Annotated in this window: 13 protein-coding genes; 8 read left to right on the top strand and 5 right to left on the bottom strand. The window is 56.0% G+C overall.

The features are described from left to right. Positions 1-74: 74 nt before the first annotated feature. Positions 75-2,507, bottom strand: a complete 2,433-nt coding sequence (locus Poly24_RS16255; protein WP_145097541.1) for a TonB-dependent receptor — start codon at positions 2,505-2,507, stop codon at positions 75-77. A gap of 425 nt (positions 2,508-2,932) precedes the next feature. On the opposite strand from Poly24_RS16255, the gene hemP reads away from it, so the two are divergent. From hemP to drt3b, 8 genes are all read left to right on the top strand, one after another. Beyond that, positions 2,933-3,124, top strand: coding sequence for a hemin uptake protein HemP (gene hemP / locus Poly24_RS16250; RefSeq protein WP_145097538.1), 192 nt, complete (start codon positions 2,933-2,935; stop codon positions 3,122-3,124). Positions 3,125-3,155: 31 nt separating this feature from the next. Continuing rightward, a complete protein-coding gene (locus Poly24_RS16245; RefSeq protein ID WP_145097535.1) occupies positions 3,156-3,812 on the top strand; it encodes an energy transducer TonB in 657 nt (218 codons plus the stop codon). Positions 3,813-4,462: 650 nt separating this feature from the next. Then, entirely contained in the window at positions 4,463-4,777 is a 315-nt protein-coding gene (locus Poly24_RS16240; RefSeq protein ID WP_145097532.1) for a TMEM14 family protein, read from the top strand. An 857-nt stretch (positions 4,778-5,634) separates the two neighbouring features. After that, positions 5,635-6,639 (top strand): hypothetical protein, encoded by a 1,005-nt coding sequence (locus Poly24_RS16235; protein ID WP_197451958.1) that lies wholly within the window; start codon positions 5,635-5,637, stop codon positions 6,637-6,639. A 425-nt stretch (positions 6,640-7,064) separates the two neighbouring features. After that, positions 7,065-8,495, top strand: coding sequence for a hypothetical protein (locus tag Poly24_RS16230; protein ID WP_231753176.1), 1,431 nt, complete (start codon positions 7,065-7,067; stop codon positions 8,493-8,495). Between the two features lie 3 nt (positions 8,496-8,498). After that, complete coding sequence (locus Poly24_RS16225) at positions 8,499-8,834, top strand: hypothetical protein (protein ID WP_145097529.1); 336 nt, start codon at positions 8,499-8,501, stop codon at positions 8,832-8,834. Positions 8,835-9,038: 204 nt separating this feature from the next. Then, complete coding sequence (gene drt3a / locus Poly24_RS16220; protein ID WP_145097526.1) at positions 9,039-10,226, top strand: antiviral reverse transcriptase Drt3a; 1,188 nt, start codon at positions 9,039-9,041, stop codon at positions 10,224-10,226. Between the two features lie 2 nt (positions 10,227-10,228). Next, the gene (drt3b, locus tag Poly24_RS16215; RefSeq protein WP_145097523.1) at positions 10,229-12,103 is read left to right on the top strand and encodes an antiviral reverse transcriptase Drt3b; all 1,875 of its coding nucleotides are present in this window, start codon (positions 10,229-10,231) and stop codon (positions 12,101-12,103) included. A gap of 791 nt (positions 12,104-12,894) precedes the next feature. Here the strand turns inward: drt3b and Poly24_RS16210 are convergent. The 4 genes from Poly24_RS16210 to Poly24_RS16200 form a co-directional block, all read right to left on the bottom strand. Then, entirely contained in the window at positions 12,895-13,731 is an 837-nt protein-coding gene (locus Poly24_RS16210) for an IS3 family transposase (RefSeq protein ID WP_231753175.1), read from the bottom strand. A 53-nt stretch (positions 13,732-13,784) separates the two neighbouring features. Further along, a complete protein-coding gene (locus Poly24_RS27445) occupies positions 13,785-14,066 on the bottom strand; it encodes a transposase (protein WP_231753174.1) in 282 nt (93 codons plus the stop codon). 856 nt (positions 14,067-14,922) lie between these two features. Beyond that, positions 14,923-15,336, bottom strand: coding sequence for a PIN domain-containing protein (locus Poly24_RS16205; protein WP_145097520.1), 414 nt, complete (start codon positions 15,334-15,336; stop codon positions 14,923-14,925). Continuing rightward, positions 15,336-15,677: a hypothetical protein gene (locus Poly24_RS16200; RefSeq protein ID WP_145097517.1), complete on the bottom strand. Its 342-nt coding sequence runs from the start codon at positions 15,675-15,677 to the stop codon at positions 15,336-15,338. Before Poly24_RS16200 ends, Poly24_RS16205 begins: the two co-directional genes overlap by 1 nt. Positions 15,678-16,188: the final 511 nt, after the last annotated feature.

The following is a 16,188-nucleotide window of genomic DNA, read 5'->3' as shown; positions in this document are numbered from 1 at the left end:
AAGCCGCGTTTGAAATCGGAGGATTCCGTTTCCTACGCGGCTTTTGTTTTTCGCAGGCGATGTTTGGCGAGCGTCTACAGTTCGTATTGGTATCCGAAAATAGCGTTGAAACCAGCTCCATCGACGCCGCTGCCGAGCACTCGATAGTACTTGTTGGTGATGTTTTCCAAGCCGATCGACACGAGGTGCTGGTTGGCGTCCCCAAACCGCTGCCCGGTCCGGATGTTTAACGTCGCATAGCCTGGCGTGCCGCCCGGGATGAACCGGACGTCGCCGAGGTTCGCGTCGTTGTAGCGATCCGCTCGATCGACCATCCAAGTGTAGATGTCGAAATAGCAGCCTTGTTTCGGCTCATCGAATCGCAGCCCCACGATCCCCTGGATCGGCGGGATCCGCGAGATCGGTTCGTTGCTGCTGGTCAGCTGGCCGTAGGTGTAGGCGAAGTTGCCGTAGAGGGCCAGGTTGCGGTGCAGCATGTATTCGCCCGTCAGTTCGGTACCGTTGAGGTACGCGGTTTGATTGGTCAGGAAGTCGACGCCGCCAATCGTTTCGCGAGACAGAAAGCTGTCGAAGTCGGTCCAGAACTCGACCACCTGCATCCGCAGCCGATCGTAATTGAACTTGAATCCGACTTCATAGGTCAGGCTGTGCTCGGGCTGCACCGCCAGGTTGCCGACCAGCGGCACCGAGACGTTGTTCTGCAGCGAGTCCTTGTTGGCGGTCAGGTCATCGATCGTCGGGGCGCGGAAGCCTTCATAGACGCCGCCGATCAAACGCCACTCGTCGGTCAAGCGATAGCTGAGGCCGACGCTGCCGATCCAGTCTTGATAGGAGCGTTCAAAGTAGGTTGGCCCGAGGGTTGTGAAGTTGGGCGTCCCCGAGACGTTGATGTTTTCGTAGCGGACGCTCGAGGTCGCGTCGAGCCGTTCGGTCAACGGAACGTGCCACGACAGATAGACTCCCACGCGGTCGGCTTTGGAATCGTCGGGGTATTGCGGATCGATAGGCGTTGGCGTCGCGCCGCCGGTGGTCGGATTGTCGATCCGCACGCGTTGAGCGTCGATCGATTCGTCGTAGTAATCCGCTCCATAGGTCAGCGTTCCAAAGTCGCCGATGTCTTTGACGATCGACATCACGCTGCCCCAGCCGAGGTCGTCGAACTCACCGATCTCGCGACGCGTTGGGACCGAGGTCGGATCGTTGTCGGCGTATCGGTCGACGACGGTCGCCTCTTTCGTTCGCGAACCGGACATGGTGAAGGAGTAGGCGTCGGCGAAGAACAGGTCGTCTTCGACGATACCTTCCAGGCGAGCGTAGATCAGGTCGCGTTGCTGAGGGTCGAAGACGGTGGGTCGCTGAGTCGGGATGTTTCCGTTGGAGGGCGGCCCGAGCACAAACGGCAAAAAGCGGTCGCTGCGTTTGAGGTCGTTCTGTTCGAAGTGCTGCAGGGCGACGGTTAACATGTGATCGCGGTGGATCATCCGTTGCAGCTTGATATCGCCGGCGTATTGTGTGTAGTCGGTCGCGGCTTGGCGGCCCATGTCGCCACCGATGTCGAGGTTGCCGACGTCATAATACGACACGCCGCCGGTGACGCCGGTCGCGCCATACCATCCGCTGAACGCAGTCCGCGTGTACGAAGAGGCTTCGGCAGTGCTGTAGAACTGAGTGAACTGAGGGCTCAGGTAGTCGCCGCGCATCGGATCGGCCGATCGCGTGACGACGTTGATCACGCCGCCGATCGCATCGCTTCCCCAGATCGCCGATTCCGCACCGCGGATGACTTCGATCCGCTCGATCGTTCCCGGATCGATCGTGCCGGTGTATTGGTTGGGCCCGGGACGCAAGATGCTGGTGTTCATCCGGATGCCATCGATCAGCACCAGGATCTGTTGGCCGGTCAGGCCGCGGATGAAGGGAGACAGTTGCCCGTTGCCGGTCTGTTGCAACAACACGCCGACCTCGTTTTGCAACGCCCGGTACATCGACGATGCCTGCCGTCGCTCGAGATCCTGGCGATCGACGATCGTCCCCAGCTGTGGCGCATCCCAAATACTCGACTCGCTCCGCAGGACGCTGTTGAGTCCGGTCGGATCGCTGGCGGTTCCGCCAAACGTCTGCTGACTCAACGACGGGAACCCGCCGCTGGTCCACGGATTGGTTGTCGCGCTCGCAGGCTGGTTGGCGCTGTTGTTTGGCGGCGCGGGATCCGAGGGAAACGGAGCTGTCAGATCGCCCAACGGTGACTGCTCCGCTGGCGGAAAGTCGAAGTCAACCGCTGGCGAATCGAGCAGACTCGAACCTTCGGATGGCGTCGCGGGCGTGTCGACTGCCGGTTCGGGAGCTTCCACGACGGGAGGTCGAATCTCGATCCCAGGCAGCGTCGGCTGAGCATCCTCCTGCATCAGTGCAGCTAATCTTACGACCGGCTGAATCGGCTGGTCGGCGTACAAATTCAACCCCACTGTTGGAACGGCAGCGAGGGCGAACGCAAATAACTTTCTCATCGAATTGTCCTTCAAGCCGGAACGATGGGCGTGCCGTGGCGACCGAGCTAGACGTGCCTAATCGTTCCGAGTGCTACATCGAGGACTATCGGTCCCCCCGGTCCAGCCGCTTCGATCTTCACAACCGGACCGTCAAACTCAACCCAAGAGGAGCAAAAGGCTGCCATTGCGGCGAGTTTCGCGACGGAAAATCCATCTCGTAGGGTGGCGAATCCGCCATCTGCCCGATCGCAGGTAAGCGGCGACCGCGACAGATCTGGGCGGCGGCGCAGCGTTCTGCGGCTTATCCCGCTAAATCCTGGCCAGTGCAGCGTCTGGCATAGCGTGTGCATAGAAAAGGGTTGGCTGCCTCGCGAGGGACTCAGGATCCCGTGCCGCCGTCCCCGTGCCGCTCTCTCTTTGCCCTTCACCCGCATCGCCACCGAATGCCCGACGACAATGAACGCTTCCCGCCAGATGATCCCGCCGAGAAACCGCTTGGGGAATCCGATGACCGACCGCGGATCGTTTCATCGAGCGATTTGTTGTGCGGTCGGCGGGAGGTCTGGATTCAACATGGCGATGCGGTCTACCGGCTTCGGGTAACTTCGGCCGGCAAGTTATACTTGACCAAATAGAACGAGCTTTCCCCAGTGGCGTGAACCGATTTTGAACCTCTATTTCCGCTCGACCAGCTTTGCCTTCGCCGTCCATGCGTCGGCGCTGGTGGCGATGTGCGCGGTGCCGTTGGCGGTCAGCGAGCGGTTTACGTCATCGGGGCAGCGGAATGTGATCTCGATTCAATTGAGTATCGCTCAGCCCGCGGCGGTCGAATCGGTGGCGATGACGATCGAACCGACGCCTCCGTTGCCGCGCGAGGATCCGATCGAATTTCAAACCGATCGCCCTGCGCCGTTGCTGCACCGCCCACCGGTCCCACCGACGCCTCCGGAAGTGACACCGCAAACGATGCCCGTGGTGCGCCGCGCGGTTGCCAGCCGCATGCTTCCTCCAACGGCCACCACCATTCCGATCCAACAGCAGACGGGACTGTCGGAGAAAGAACCGGCCAGTTTCACCGCAAACGAACCGCCGCAATACCCGAGCCAAGCTGTCCGGGACCGTCTGCAGGGGACGGTCTTGTTGCGACTGTTCGTCGATTCGACGGGGCGCGTGGAAGATGTGGAGGTTGTCGAGTCGAGCGGTCACGCAACGCTCGACGATGCGGCGATGGAGGCTGTCAAAAGGTGGACCGGCCAGCCAGCGCGGCGCTACGGCCGTCCGGTCGCCAGCGAAGAAGTCCTGCCGATCCGTTTCCGTTTGTAAGGAACGGCTGTTGAAAAATGCTTCTCGAGGACCGGTGGGTCCCGTTGTTTGTGCGTTGTGCATCGTGCGATAGGACGCGATCGAGTGCTTTCTCATCGAGGCGGAAAGACGCAGTGGTTGTCTTTTTTCGTTTAACCGCAATACCTTTCAACGAAGGAGCCTCGGACCGTCGAAAGAATTGGCGGCGGGACGTAGTGGACGAGGTTACGAGTCCCAGCGATTGGGTCTGATGCAAAAGGACTCGTAACCTCGTCCACGACGCTTCTCTGAACGGTATTGCGTTTAACCGCGTGCCCATCGGTCCGCGTACCCTTCAAAGACGCGGGGCGACGCCTGCGGTTAAACGCAATACCGTTCAACGAAGGAGCCTCGGACCGTCGCAAGAATTAGCGGCGGGATGTAGTGGACGAGGTTACGAGTCCCAGCGATTTGGTCTGATGCATGCAAAAGGACTCGCAGCCTCGTCCACCACGCTTCGTTGAACGGTATTGTGGGGGTAAACAAAAATGAATGGACTCTCCACCAGCGGCTTAGCAGCTTGGGGGCGAGCCACTACAATTCGGGGAAAGGCAGCTTGCGTGGATCGATCTGTGTTCGAATCCGCGGAATCATTGCTGCCGGAACTTGGCAATTGAAATAAAGAGACTTGTGTGGACTTTCCGGTAATCGTGACAGCAATCTTTGGAGCTTTTGTCGTCTTTGGAGGCGTCATGGGCTATGTCAAAGCTCAAAGCAAGGCTTCTTTAATCGCAGGCAGCATCACCGGCGGACTCCTTCTAATCTCGGCGTTTCTGATCGCCAAAGGCATCACCGCGGGAGCGATTCTAGGGATCGTTGTTTCGCTGCTGTTGATCGGCCAGTTTGGTCCCTCGTTGCGGAAGAAGTTGAAGGTTATGCCCAACCTGCTCGTGGTCGTCCTCGGCTTAATCACCGTCGGCACGCTCGTTTTCAGTCTTCTCAAATAGGTTCGGGGAATCGGGGCCCGACGAGGGCCAGGGCTAAAATACTGTCACTTCTACGCAAGTCGCAGACAACGGCGAAAGGGACAGGAACATTCCTCACAGGCCTGGCGCGGGCCGAAGGTCCAGCAATTTGCATAGCCCAGCCTGCAGGGCTGGGTATCAGCCGACGGCGCCCGGTTTCATTTCACAATGGGCGAAGGGGCAACGCCCCGGGGTAGGTGGTGACAATCGACCGGGCCTACAGCCCAACCATGTCAATCATCGCCGCTAGAACCCAGGCCGATGGCCTGGGCTATGCAAATGGTCGAGCCTGCGGCCCGGACTCGGATGAATGCGATGGGCAACGGCGAAAGGGACAGGCACGTTCCTCACAAGCCTGGCGCGGGCCGAAGGTCCAGTAATTTGCATAGCTCAGCCTGCAGGGCTGGGTATCAGCCGACGACGCCCGGTTTCATTTCACAATGGGCGAAGGGGCAACGCCCCGGGGTAGGTGGTGACAATCGACCGGGCCTACAGCCCAACCATGTCAATCATCGCCACTAGAACCCAGGCCGATGGCCTGGGCTATGCAAATGGCCGAGCCTGCGGCCCGGACTCGGATGAATGCGATGGGCAACGGCGAAAGGGACAGGAACATTCCTCACAGGCCTGGCGCGGGCCGAAGGTCCAGCAATTTGCATAGCCCAGCCTGCAGGGCTGGGTATCAGTCTGCCAGGGCTGTATGAGGTATCAGCCGCCACGCGTTGCCTGCCCTAGGACGTAGGGCGTCGTTGGTTCCGTGCGTCCATTAAAAAGCCTCCGCGCCTCTTGGGCGTTCTTCATGGCTGGCACCGATCGGAGAATCCGACGCCGTTTCTGGTATGATTGGTTTCATGGCATTTCCTGAAACGAACCGCTTAAACTCGGGTAAACGGACCATGCGACCAACAGCCGCCTTACTGGTTCCTCTCCTACTGTTCGCCACCGCTGCGTTGGCACAACATCCGCAGCTCCCAGTCGGCCCGAATGCGGACCTCGGTGGCGTTCGTCTTATGCCAGCTGGCGACGAGTGGAATCGCGATGTGTCAAAAGACCCGGTCGATCCACGAAGCGACGCCATCATTGCCAGAATCGGTGCTCAGACCAGGCTGCATGAAGACTTCGGCCTGATCTGGAAGGGGGCGCCGGGCGGCATCCCGTATTACGTGGTCGGCGGTGACCAGCCCAAGGTGCCCGTGACGTTTCGCTATGCGGGCGAAAGCGATCCAGGTCCCTATCCCATTCCGCCAGATGCTCCTATCGAGGGCGGTCCGCAAGGCGATGGCGACCGGCATGTGATTATCCTGGACAAAGATAACTGGCGTCTCTACGAGTTGTTTCATGCGTTCCCGATCGAGGGCGGCAAGTCGTGGAAAGCTGCCAGTGGTGCGGTCTTTGATCTGAAAGATCCGAAGCCGCGGCCGGCAGGCTGGACCAGCGCCGATGCTGCCGGATTGCCGATCCTGCCTGGTCTGGCTCGCTACGATGAACTCTGTGTGACAAAAAAGTTGACGCACGCGTTGCGGTTCACTGTGAAGAAGTCTCGCCGCGCCTACGTTTTCCCCGCCTCACATTTCGCGAGCAAAGAGAACGATCCCGATCTGCCCCCGATGGGCATGAGAGTGCGATTGAAAGCTGATTTTGACACTTCCAAATTCAGCGGCCCGGCGCGAGTGCTGCTCGAAGGATTAAAAACGTACGGTATGATCCTGGCCGACAACGGTGGCGACTGGTTTGTCAGTGGCGCTCCCGACGATCGCTGGGTGCATGATGAACTGACTCCGATCCGGCAAGTCAGAGGGAGCGACTTCGAAGTCGTGAAAATGGGGCCGATGACGACGCGATAGAGTGCTCCGGTGAAAAGCACTGCCCTCCATTTTTCTTGTCTATCTCAACGCCCGTGCACTCCATGCCCCGCCTGCTCAGATCAAAACAAATCGCCAGCACCACAGGCCGGAGGCCGACATACGAACTGCCGGCCGCGTAAGCCGCCGGTTGCTTGTGTGCGAACAATCCAAGAGGCCGGAGGCCGACACACATTCATCGCCCCCATGTGCCGGCCTTCGAAGCGGACAGAAAACCTCGGGTTGGATCGGCACCAGATTTTAGAACTCGCTTTTCTGTCCGGCTCTAAGCTCAAATAGTTGCCTGCCTTGGGACGGAAGGTCTTGTTGTTTCCATCCGCCCTTCGGAGCACGATAGAATAGGGCCGTTCGGCGAGCCGTGTTGCGCCCGCCATGAGCGAGGCAAACGGCAACCGGGAGTGTCCGACGTGAACCAGCACCGTACATTGAGGATCCAGGACCGGCGAGCGTTTCTTCGCGGGTCGGCTTGGGGTGCCGCGACGGCAGTGGCTGGTATGGGGCTGCCCCGTTTAGGTTTGGCCGAGACGCCTGAGCTCACCGCGCCTGCTCCGCTGCCGACCCGGCCGGCAGGCGTCCAGGTGCTGATGCCGCGAGATCGCGTGCCGCTGTCGTTCATCATCGATGATTCGACCTGCTTGGTGAACATGGGACACTTTTGCACTCCGCAGTTCGCCACCGCGATGCCAAACCGCGCCGAGTATCAAAAGCCGTGGAGATCATGGCCGCGCGAGATCCCCGATAGCTTTGTCCGCCAGTTTGGAGAATGGTGCGCCGACCAGGGCGTCAAAGGCAAATACAGCATCGTCCCCAATCCCGCCTGCGTCGGCTGGCTCGATCGGGAATTGCCCGGTTGGTCGCGAGCCGATTTGCAGTCCAGCTTAAAACTTGTCCGCGAATTGATGCTCCCCAACTGGGACATTCATCCCGAGATGATCACGCACACGCGGGTGATCGATCTGAAGACCGGCCGACCGATGCAGCAGATCAGCCCGGCAACGATGGAGAATTCGTATCCTCAGGAAAAGAAGAGCGTCGACGAATTGGCCGCCTATCTCGCTTATGCACTTCGCATCGTGAAGAACTGTGATCTCCCCTGCGAAGGAATCACCACACCCGGTGGCTTTGGTAATTCGATGAAATCCGAATTGCCGATCGCGGTCGACCAGGCGGTTCGCGACGTCTACGGCGTCGATCTGCCACACTATTTCAAATACGTCATCTCGGGGGACGAGAGTACGGAGCCGAAGCTCGAACATTTGCGCGGCGTGGGGACCGACGACGTCCGGTTAACCGTCAACGTTCCGGCGGGAACGGGGGATTGGTTTGGCGGTTGGCAAGGCGATTCGCTCTCCGACCCCGACCGCTATTGCAACGCCGCGGCGACCAGCGGCCGAATGGTCGAACTGATCCAGCGTCGGCAACCGGCGGTCATGATCTGTCATTGGCCGGGGATGTACAGCAATGGCAGTGAAGAAGGATTCAATTCTTTCAAACGAGTGGTTCAATCGTTGGCGTCGCGATTCGCCGACGACACGATCTGGATGAAGCTCAGCGAAATCGCCCGTTATTGGGCCGCGAAACAACTGACCGAGATCCGCCGCGAGGGGAATCGCCTAACGCTCACGGCCCCCTTTGCTGCACAGCGCTACACGCTGCAAATCGACGGCGCCGCGGGACCGGTGAGTCTCCAGCAGGGAAACGATCACACACTACTGCGCCAGGCGTCCGACAGATCGACATTGGACGCAGGAACATGGATCGCCAACGATCAAAACCTCGTCGCCTGTTTCGACTTGCCCAAGGGAACAAGCGAACTTGTGCTAGGAGCGAGTTCGTAGGACTTGAAATACTCAATCTCTCTCTCGTTCACTGAGCTGGATTACAGGCTGTTGATAAAAGACAAGGTGAACAAAATCCCAACGTTGATACCGCAGGCCAACAACGATGTGCAAAATTATCGTCGCAATACCAAGGGAATGCTATACCGTGCTCGATTCGGCCACCGGTACTTGGCGATCCGATATAGTCAAGCCCTGGCCGACGAAACCGGAGAATCCGGCGTCAGCCATGGGGGCATCGACGGGCTGATCCCGAAGGGGCATTTGAGTCCGGGAACCTTTCCTTCACCAAAAACGCAACCTGATACGTTTGCCCGTTCGTTTGGGCGCTCCCTGTGAGCCATCACTAGGCCAACGACATACCAACCAATAGTATGATAGGTCGACTGAGTGCTCATCTTCTTGTAAAACATTCACTGTTGGCGAACGAGGCCTGCTGGGAAATCACTCGCAAAATGCTATTTAGAATGAGTAATCCATAAAAAGGCTCGGTCGCACTTATTACGCTCGAGTTACCGACTCTCCGAAAACGCTCTACTTTCAATGACACGACTAAGCGATCCTAAGTACATAACAACCTTAGTTCGCGCAGATGACTGCCTCCGCTTTATTGATGCGAGACATCCTGGCCCAAAAGAGGCTGCAATTCAGATCGCCGCAAGGTTTGCGGATCGCTCGTATGTGCCGCAGCCTGTCGAGGCAACTATCAATCGAGGTAAATCAACGCTTCGCGTGACGTCGTATGCAGACGCACTTTTTTTGCGGCATTGTTGTCGCGTGCTAAGAAGCGGCGATATACATCACCCCCCATCTCGGCAAGTAATCTGTCGCCAGTTAAAATCGGTGCTGGAATCTGATGTTCCTCACTTTATTGTCAGGACGGATATTGCTAAGTGTTTTGGTTCTATGCCTGCTGAACAATCGCTGAACTTGCCTTCAGTCAGAAAAAAGTTAAAAGCTGTAGAATTCAAGTGGTGCAAGACATTATTGAGATGCAACGACGATCCCTTGCAACGGTTACATTATGGTTTGGCCATAAGCAGTGACTTAGCTGAACATTTTCTTGCAGATTTCGATCGCCAAGTTATCTGTCATCCTGGAGTTGTTTACTATAGCCGATTTGTTGATGACATCCTCATTGTCACAGCTGCTCGATCAGGCGAACATATATTGGAAAAAGTGGATTGCGCACTACCTACCGGACTATCGTTGAACCGAGGAAAGACGTCGCAATGTCACTGGAACGACGGAATTGCGAACAGGACAGAATTTGAATACCTGGGCTATTCGTTTATGCTGACGAAAAAAGTACAAGCCAAAAAACGAACCGCTATTGAGATCGGATTATCAGAGCGAAAGGAACTTCAAATCCGCCAACGCTTGGACCGTGTGTTTCTAGCATTCCAGGAAAGCAAAGATTTTCTACTGCTTCGTGATCGCCTTCGCTACCTTACCGGCGGGACTACGACTCACAGCAACTTCACACGTCGTCGCGTTCAAATTGGCCTCCGGTCTTCTCATCCTGAATTAACTAACTTAAAACGACTTAGCAGCTTGGATGGTTACCTACATCAATGGATTCGGACGATAAACTCAGATGGTACCGATGCCTCGCTTAAAACCGAACAGTTACGACTGCTCCGACGGATTTCTTTTTCGGCGAGCTATAAACTAAACATTCGACACCGTTTTAGCGGGAAACGGCTTTGGCTGGTACGGGATGTGTTTTAGGTATGCGAAACTATTTGAGAATTGACGCCAATGATCACCACAGAGTGCTATTGAGCGAGATATTGCCGCATGAAGTGCCACCGCGATTCTCGTTGCGCACCATTTACGAACGCATCCGCGATAATGCGGAGCACGAATTAGATAAGGCTGTTTGTCCAGGTCAAGCCAATAAGCCTCTTGAAACGATCCCATATGTTTACAAATTAGTGCGTGACAGAAAGAAGCCACGCCAAATCCACGTGATGCATCCGTTCCACTATCGGACCGTTGCGAAATTTCTTGAGACATTTGCAACCCAAGTAATTGTAAACTGTCGTAAGAGTGGCTGGTCACTGCGTGCACCATATGCCATCGCAAAACGGTTTAGGATAAACACTCCGCTTAGGCCAGGAAGCGATAGCGATAAAGAGCAATCGATAAACCCAACTCGCTACTTTGCGTATCGCCCGTTTCGATTGCTTTATTCGTTTTATGATTCTGAGGACTTTGGATCGCTTGAGTCGCGGTTTCGTTTCCAACGCATGCTAGATGTTCAGGCGTGCTTCGACAATATTTACACGCACGCAATTTCCTGGGCGATTCGTGGTAAGTCAAATGCCAAGAGACAAGATAGTCGAAACGCACGGCATACTTTTGACGCCCAGTTCGACAGACTGATGAGCAGCATGAACCATGGAGAGACTCACGGCATACTCGTTGGCCCGGAGCTTTCGAGAGTGTTTGCAGAACTGCTGCTGCAAACAGTGGATTCAGCAGCAGAAGTAAGGTTGCTTAAAACTTTTGTGCCAGGAACCCACTATGAGGTGCGTCGATATGTTGACGATATCTTCATTTTCTTTAATGACGAAGTCGTTGCCGATCAAGTCGAGGCGGCAATTCGAGAAGAACTGCGACGTGTAAAACTACTAATCAACGAGTCTAAGACGACTCAGGTAGAGTCACCATTCATGTCTGACGCGAGCGCCCTCAAGCACAAAATCAGCGATTCGATGGATCGTTATGAGAGTCAAGTCAGGTCGTACAAAGAACGGAAGTCGCATCCGCATGGCGGTATTGGGCTTCGAATGCTTAAAGAGTTTAAACGTATTGTTTCGGAATCAAATTGCACTTACGAAAGTTGCGTTAGCTACGCATTGACAATTTTGCAGAAGAAGTTTGAGCGATCGGGGCCGAATTTATCCCAGCTCTACGTTGAAAGTGGAATCGTCTTATTTGCGAGCCGGCTTCTTGAACTTGACTTTAGATACCAGACGGCTGTGCGATTCTCGCTCTTTTATGAGATCGGACGAGAGAAGTTAAGTCGTAATGACGACGGAGTGTCACGGGTGCATCGACTTGACGAGGAGATGGTTAATCAAATCACTAAAATTGGTGCGAACGCGATTTCACGTGAGTTGGTGCCTGTGCTTCCGCTGCTTGTTGTGCTTATACCACTTGCATCTCGTGACTTGTTGCACGAGACGCATCCGGACTTACTACATTCGATATGGCTATCGGCAACAAAATGCATGCTGGATGATGAGGTTGACTATTTCACCGTTCTTGGGCTGCTTTTCGTTGCCTCAGATCGTGCTCAATACAGCGCGATCAGGAATGCAATCATGTCGAAAATTAGAGTTTTTTTGGATCGCATGCCGGACAACTGCAAGCGAGCAGATGCGTTGATGCTTGCGTCGGACCTCGCTTGCTGCCCATTTCTTTCTGTGGAGGAACGAAAGATCATGATCGATACAGTCAGCCGATTTTCCGGGATGAAGTTAAATCGCAACCAAGTTTTCAAATCAGTCAAAGGTTCGTCTATGTTTTTTGACTGGGATAGTAGCACGTCGACACTGACTTACCTTCTTGAAAAACAGACGCCGATTGGCTACGCTTAAGCATCCGAGGCAGGAACTCCTATGCAAAGCTACACTTGTTGTAACTTTGTTTGCGGCTTCTCAGCTAAGGCGTACATAGTATTGTATTATGTGCGTTTTTTTTGTAGCGACGGGGGAAAACACCGCAAGTGCCGTACCCCGCTCCGTTTACGGAGCACACACACTTTCCGCTCGGTGGCACGTTCCGTTTCGACGGTTCGTGCCCTTTTTTTTGGAGACTTGGAAAAATTGGGGCGGACTCGTTTCGGTGGTATGTATAACTCAGCTTGCGAGCGGGTGATGGCATTCGCGTGATTTGCGTGATTCGCGGGCAGGACGTGTGAGGTACATTGGTGCCGCCTCGCCGGAGCTATTGATGGCCTTGGGGCGGACTCACGCCACGGCGTACGCGCTGTCATCCCTGCCGGGACTTGGGCACAACGGCTGGACTGATTCTGTCGTCGCTTTGCGACTTTGGTTTGTATCGTCGATGCTGTCACCTGGGACTTGCGTCCCAGGCTCTATCATGCCATGGCTACGCCATTGCGCGCGGGGTTGCCGTTGTGCGGATTGCGTGCTGGTTGGCCAGTGTGCGGATCGGCGTACTGAATGTCCTGTGTGCGGATCGGCTGAAGCCTCGACGCCAGCTCAGGTCACCGACTGCCGGATGGGGTGCCGAGGGAATCCGGAGGGCGGTTGTTGGTTTTGCCACAGAGTTCATCGAGTCCACAGAGGGTTGAGGTGGTTGATCGATTTCCTCTGTGGACTTGGGATGCCCCAGTTTTCTGCACCAGGCGTTATGAAAGATTGGGTTAGGAAACAGGGGTGGGTGATTCGCAGTGCTGCTGGAGTGAGGCCGTAGGCCGAACGGAAGCAGCACTGCGATGCGCGAACTCTGATGGGGTTAGATAGCCAAGCGAACTGTGCGGGCGCTGGGTGTTGAAGTCCTCCCGCCAAGCTCGTGCTTTCATCCGTGTGTCGTCTTCATTGATCAAATCCGTTTGATGCAGATACTCGTCACGAAGCCGGCTGTTGAAACTCTCGCAGACACCGTTCTGCCATGGCGAGCCAGGTTCGATGTAAAGGATCTCAACGCCAATCTTTGCCAGCCATTGCTTGATCGCTGTCGAGATGAACTCGGGGCCGTTATCGCAACGAAGTCGTTTCGGAACGCCGTGCATTGCAAACAGCTCAGCCAGCGTGTCGATCGCATCTTCGCTCGTGATACTGCGGCCGACCTTGATCGTCAGGCATTGCCGCGTGTACTCATCGACGATGTTCAAGAAGCGAATCGTTCGTCCATCAAGTGTCGACGATTGCACGAAATCCCAGCTCCAAACATCGTGAACAAAACCTGCCGCTTGAACGTCGCATGCATTGCCTCGGACGCCAGTAGCACGCTTTTTGCGACGCTTTTGTGGCACCTTCAGCCCCGATGCTCTCCAAAGCCGATACATTTTTTTCCTGTTAATAGTCTCACCGTCGCGGCGAAGAAGTTGGCAGATACGTCGATACCCCCAGCGAGGACGCTCGCGAACAAAGTGAAGAATTCGCTTCGTCAGTCGCTCGTCTTCGTCTTTGGGTTTCCCCTCAAATCGCTGGCTCGATCGCGGTTGGTCGAGCACGCGGCAGGCACGTCGTTGCGACACAGCGAACTTCTGTTGAAGCTCTGCTACTGCCGCGCGTCGCGATCGAGGGGTCGTCAGTTTCCCTTGGTGATTTCCTTCAGCATCGAAATATCCAAAGCTTGGTCGGCCACAATCTTCTTGAGTCGGTTGTTCTCCTCCTCAAGTGCCCTAAGACGCTTGGCCTCTTCGCTCTTCATGCCGCCATACTGGCTCCGCCAGCGGCTCAGCGTGGCCTCGCTAACTTCCAGTGCTTGGAGAACCTCACCCACGCTCTTGTCGGCGGCAAGCATGGCATCCGCGTCACGCAGCTTCTTGATGATCTGTTCGGGTGAATGTCGTCGTCGTTTCTTGCTCATGGAAAATCCTTTGCCGGAATTGGCTCTAGACTTTCATAACACCTGGATCAGGTTTTGGGGAGCATTCCAGACTCAGTGACCTCGGTGGCTAAAGCTTTTGCCCTTTTAAACCTGGAAAATTGGGACGGCTTCGCTTCGCTTGTTTGTATAACGCAGCTTGCGAGTGGGTGATGGCATTCGCGTGATTTGCCTGATTCGCGGGCAGGACGGCCGAGGTACATTGCTGTCGCCCGGCCGTGGCTTTTGATGGGCTTGGGCGTGGATGGTCCCATGGTTCACGCCACGGGGTGCGTGCTGTGATCCCTGACTGGACTTGGACGCGACGACTGGACTAGTTATGTCGTCGCTTTGCGACTTTGGTTTGTATCGTCGGTGCTGTCACCTGGGACTTGCGTCCCAGGCTCTATGCTGCCATGGCTTCGCCATTGTGCGTGCTGGGTTTCCGTTGTGCGGATTGTGTGCTGGTTCGCCGATGTGCGGTTAGGCGTACTGAATGGCCAGTGTGCGGATCGGCTGAAGCCTAGACGCCAGCTCGGGACACCGACTGCCGGATGGGGTGCCGAGGGAATCCGGAGGGCGGTTGTTGGTTTTGCCACAGAGTTCACCGAGTCCACAGAGGGTTGAGGTGGTTGATCGATTTCCTCTGTGGACTCAGTGACCTCGGTGGCTAAAGCTTTTGACGGTTTGAAGTTGGAGAATTGGGGCGGACTGGTTTGCTGGCTTTTATAACGCAGCTTGCGGGTGGATGGTAGCGTTTGAGTGATTCGCGGGCAGGACGGCTGAGGTATATTGCTGTCGCCTCGCTGGAGCTTTTGATGGGCTTCGGGGTTATGGTGAAACGCTTATGTGCCCTAGCTTATCCAGTCGACGGGAAGGTAATCAGTTGCAGTTGAGGTAGATAATTGAAGTCCCGAGCATTGTGGGTCACAAGGGGCAGATTCAAATAGACGGCTGTTGCAGCAACCCAGCCGTCGGCAGTTCGCAGCACTCGCCCGCGAGTTTTCGCCTCCCAGCACAATTCGGCCCAGATCTGGCACATTGGCTCGGTTTGGTCGAAGCGAACATAGTGCCGATTCATGTACTCAGATAACTGCTGACATTTCCTTGGTCCCCACTGGCGATTCAGGGCACCAAAAGCCAGCTCAGCGATCGTCATAAACGAGACGATCAGTCGGGAGCCTACCAGAGCCGGTCCGTAGTGATGGACAAAGTTGTCGGACTGACGGAAGCCTAAAGAAACGACGTCGGTGTCGACAACAAGAGCTGACATTATCGCGTCCGTGCTCCGTCGTCTTGGTGCCCTTCTCGAATTGCCTGAATGAAGTCGTCGACCGATTCATCGGCAGGCCAAAAGCTCGCTTCGAGTTGTCGGAAGTCCTTCAAAGGCGGCACGCCTTGCTTCCTCGCTAATTCGTCAATATCAGTTGCCTTGGACGTCTGGCGCTTTAGGCGAGGCGGTGTCTCTGTCGACGGCTGCCGCGCTTCACTAGCACGCTCTTTTGCAAAAGTCGCCAGTGCATGACGCAACGCATCCTGGGGCGTCGCAAACGCACCGCTTGCGACAGCGTCGTTAAGAACGCCTTCATATTCGCTAGGGATTTCGAGTGCCATCGCTTCGCTCCAACGTCGGGCTTTCGTAAAGTTTGTTCTTCAATCGTGGCACGCGGCGGGCGGAAAGTCAATCATTCCTGAAGACGCTGGCCTAATCCGGGGCAACTCAGGAAAAGATGCGGATTCGTTTCGCAGGTTTGTACAACGTACTTGTGAGCGGATGATGGCATTCGCGTGGTTCGCGGGCGGGACATGTGAGGTACATTGCTGTCGCCCGGCCGTGGCTTTTGATGGGCTTGGGCGTGGATGGTCCCATGGTTCACGCCACGGGGTGCGTGATGTGATCCCTGCCGGGACTTGGACGCGACGACTGGACTAATTATGTCGTCGCTTTGCGACTTTGGTTTGTATCGTCGGTGCTGTCACCTGGGACTTGCGTCCCAGGCTCTATACTGCCATGGCTTCGCCATTGTGCGGATTGCGTACTGGTACGCCAGTGCGCGGTTTGCGTGCTGGTTGGCCATTGTGCGGTTTGCGAGCATGTTGGCCAGTGCGCGGATCGGCTGAAGCC

This window comes from Rosistilla carotiformis (genome assembly GCF_007753095.1).
GTDB lineage: Bacteria > Planctomycetota > Planctomycetia > Pirellulales > Pirellulaceae > Rosistilla > Rosistilla carotiformis.
This window is presented reverse-complemented; position numbering and strand designations above follow the sequence as displayed.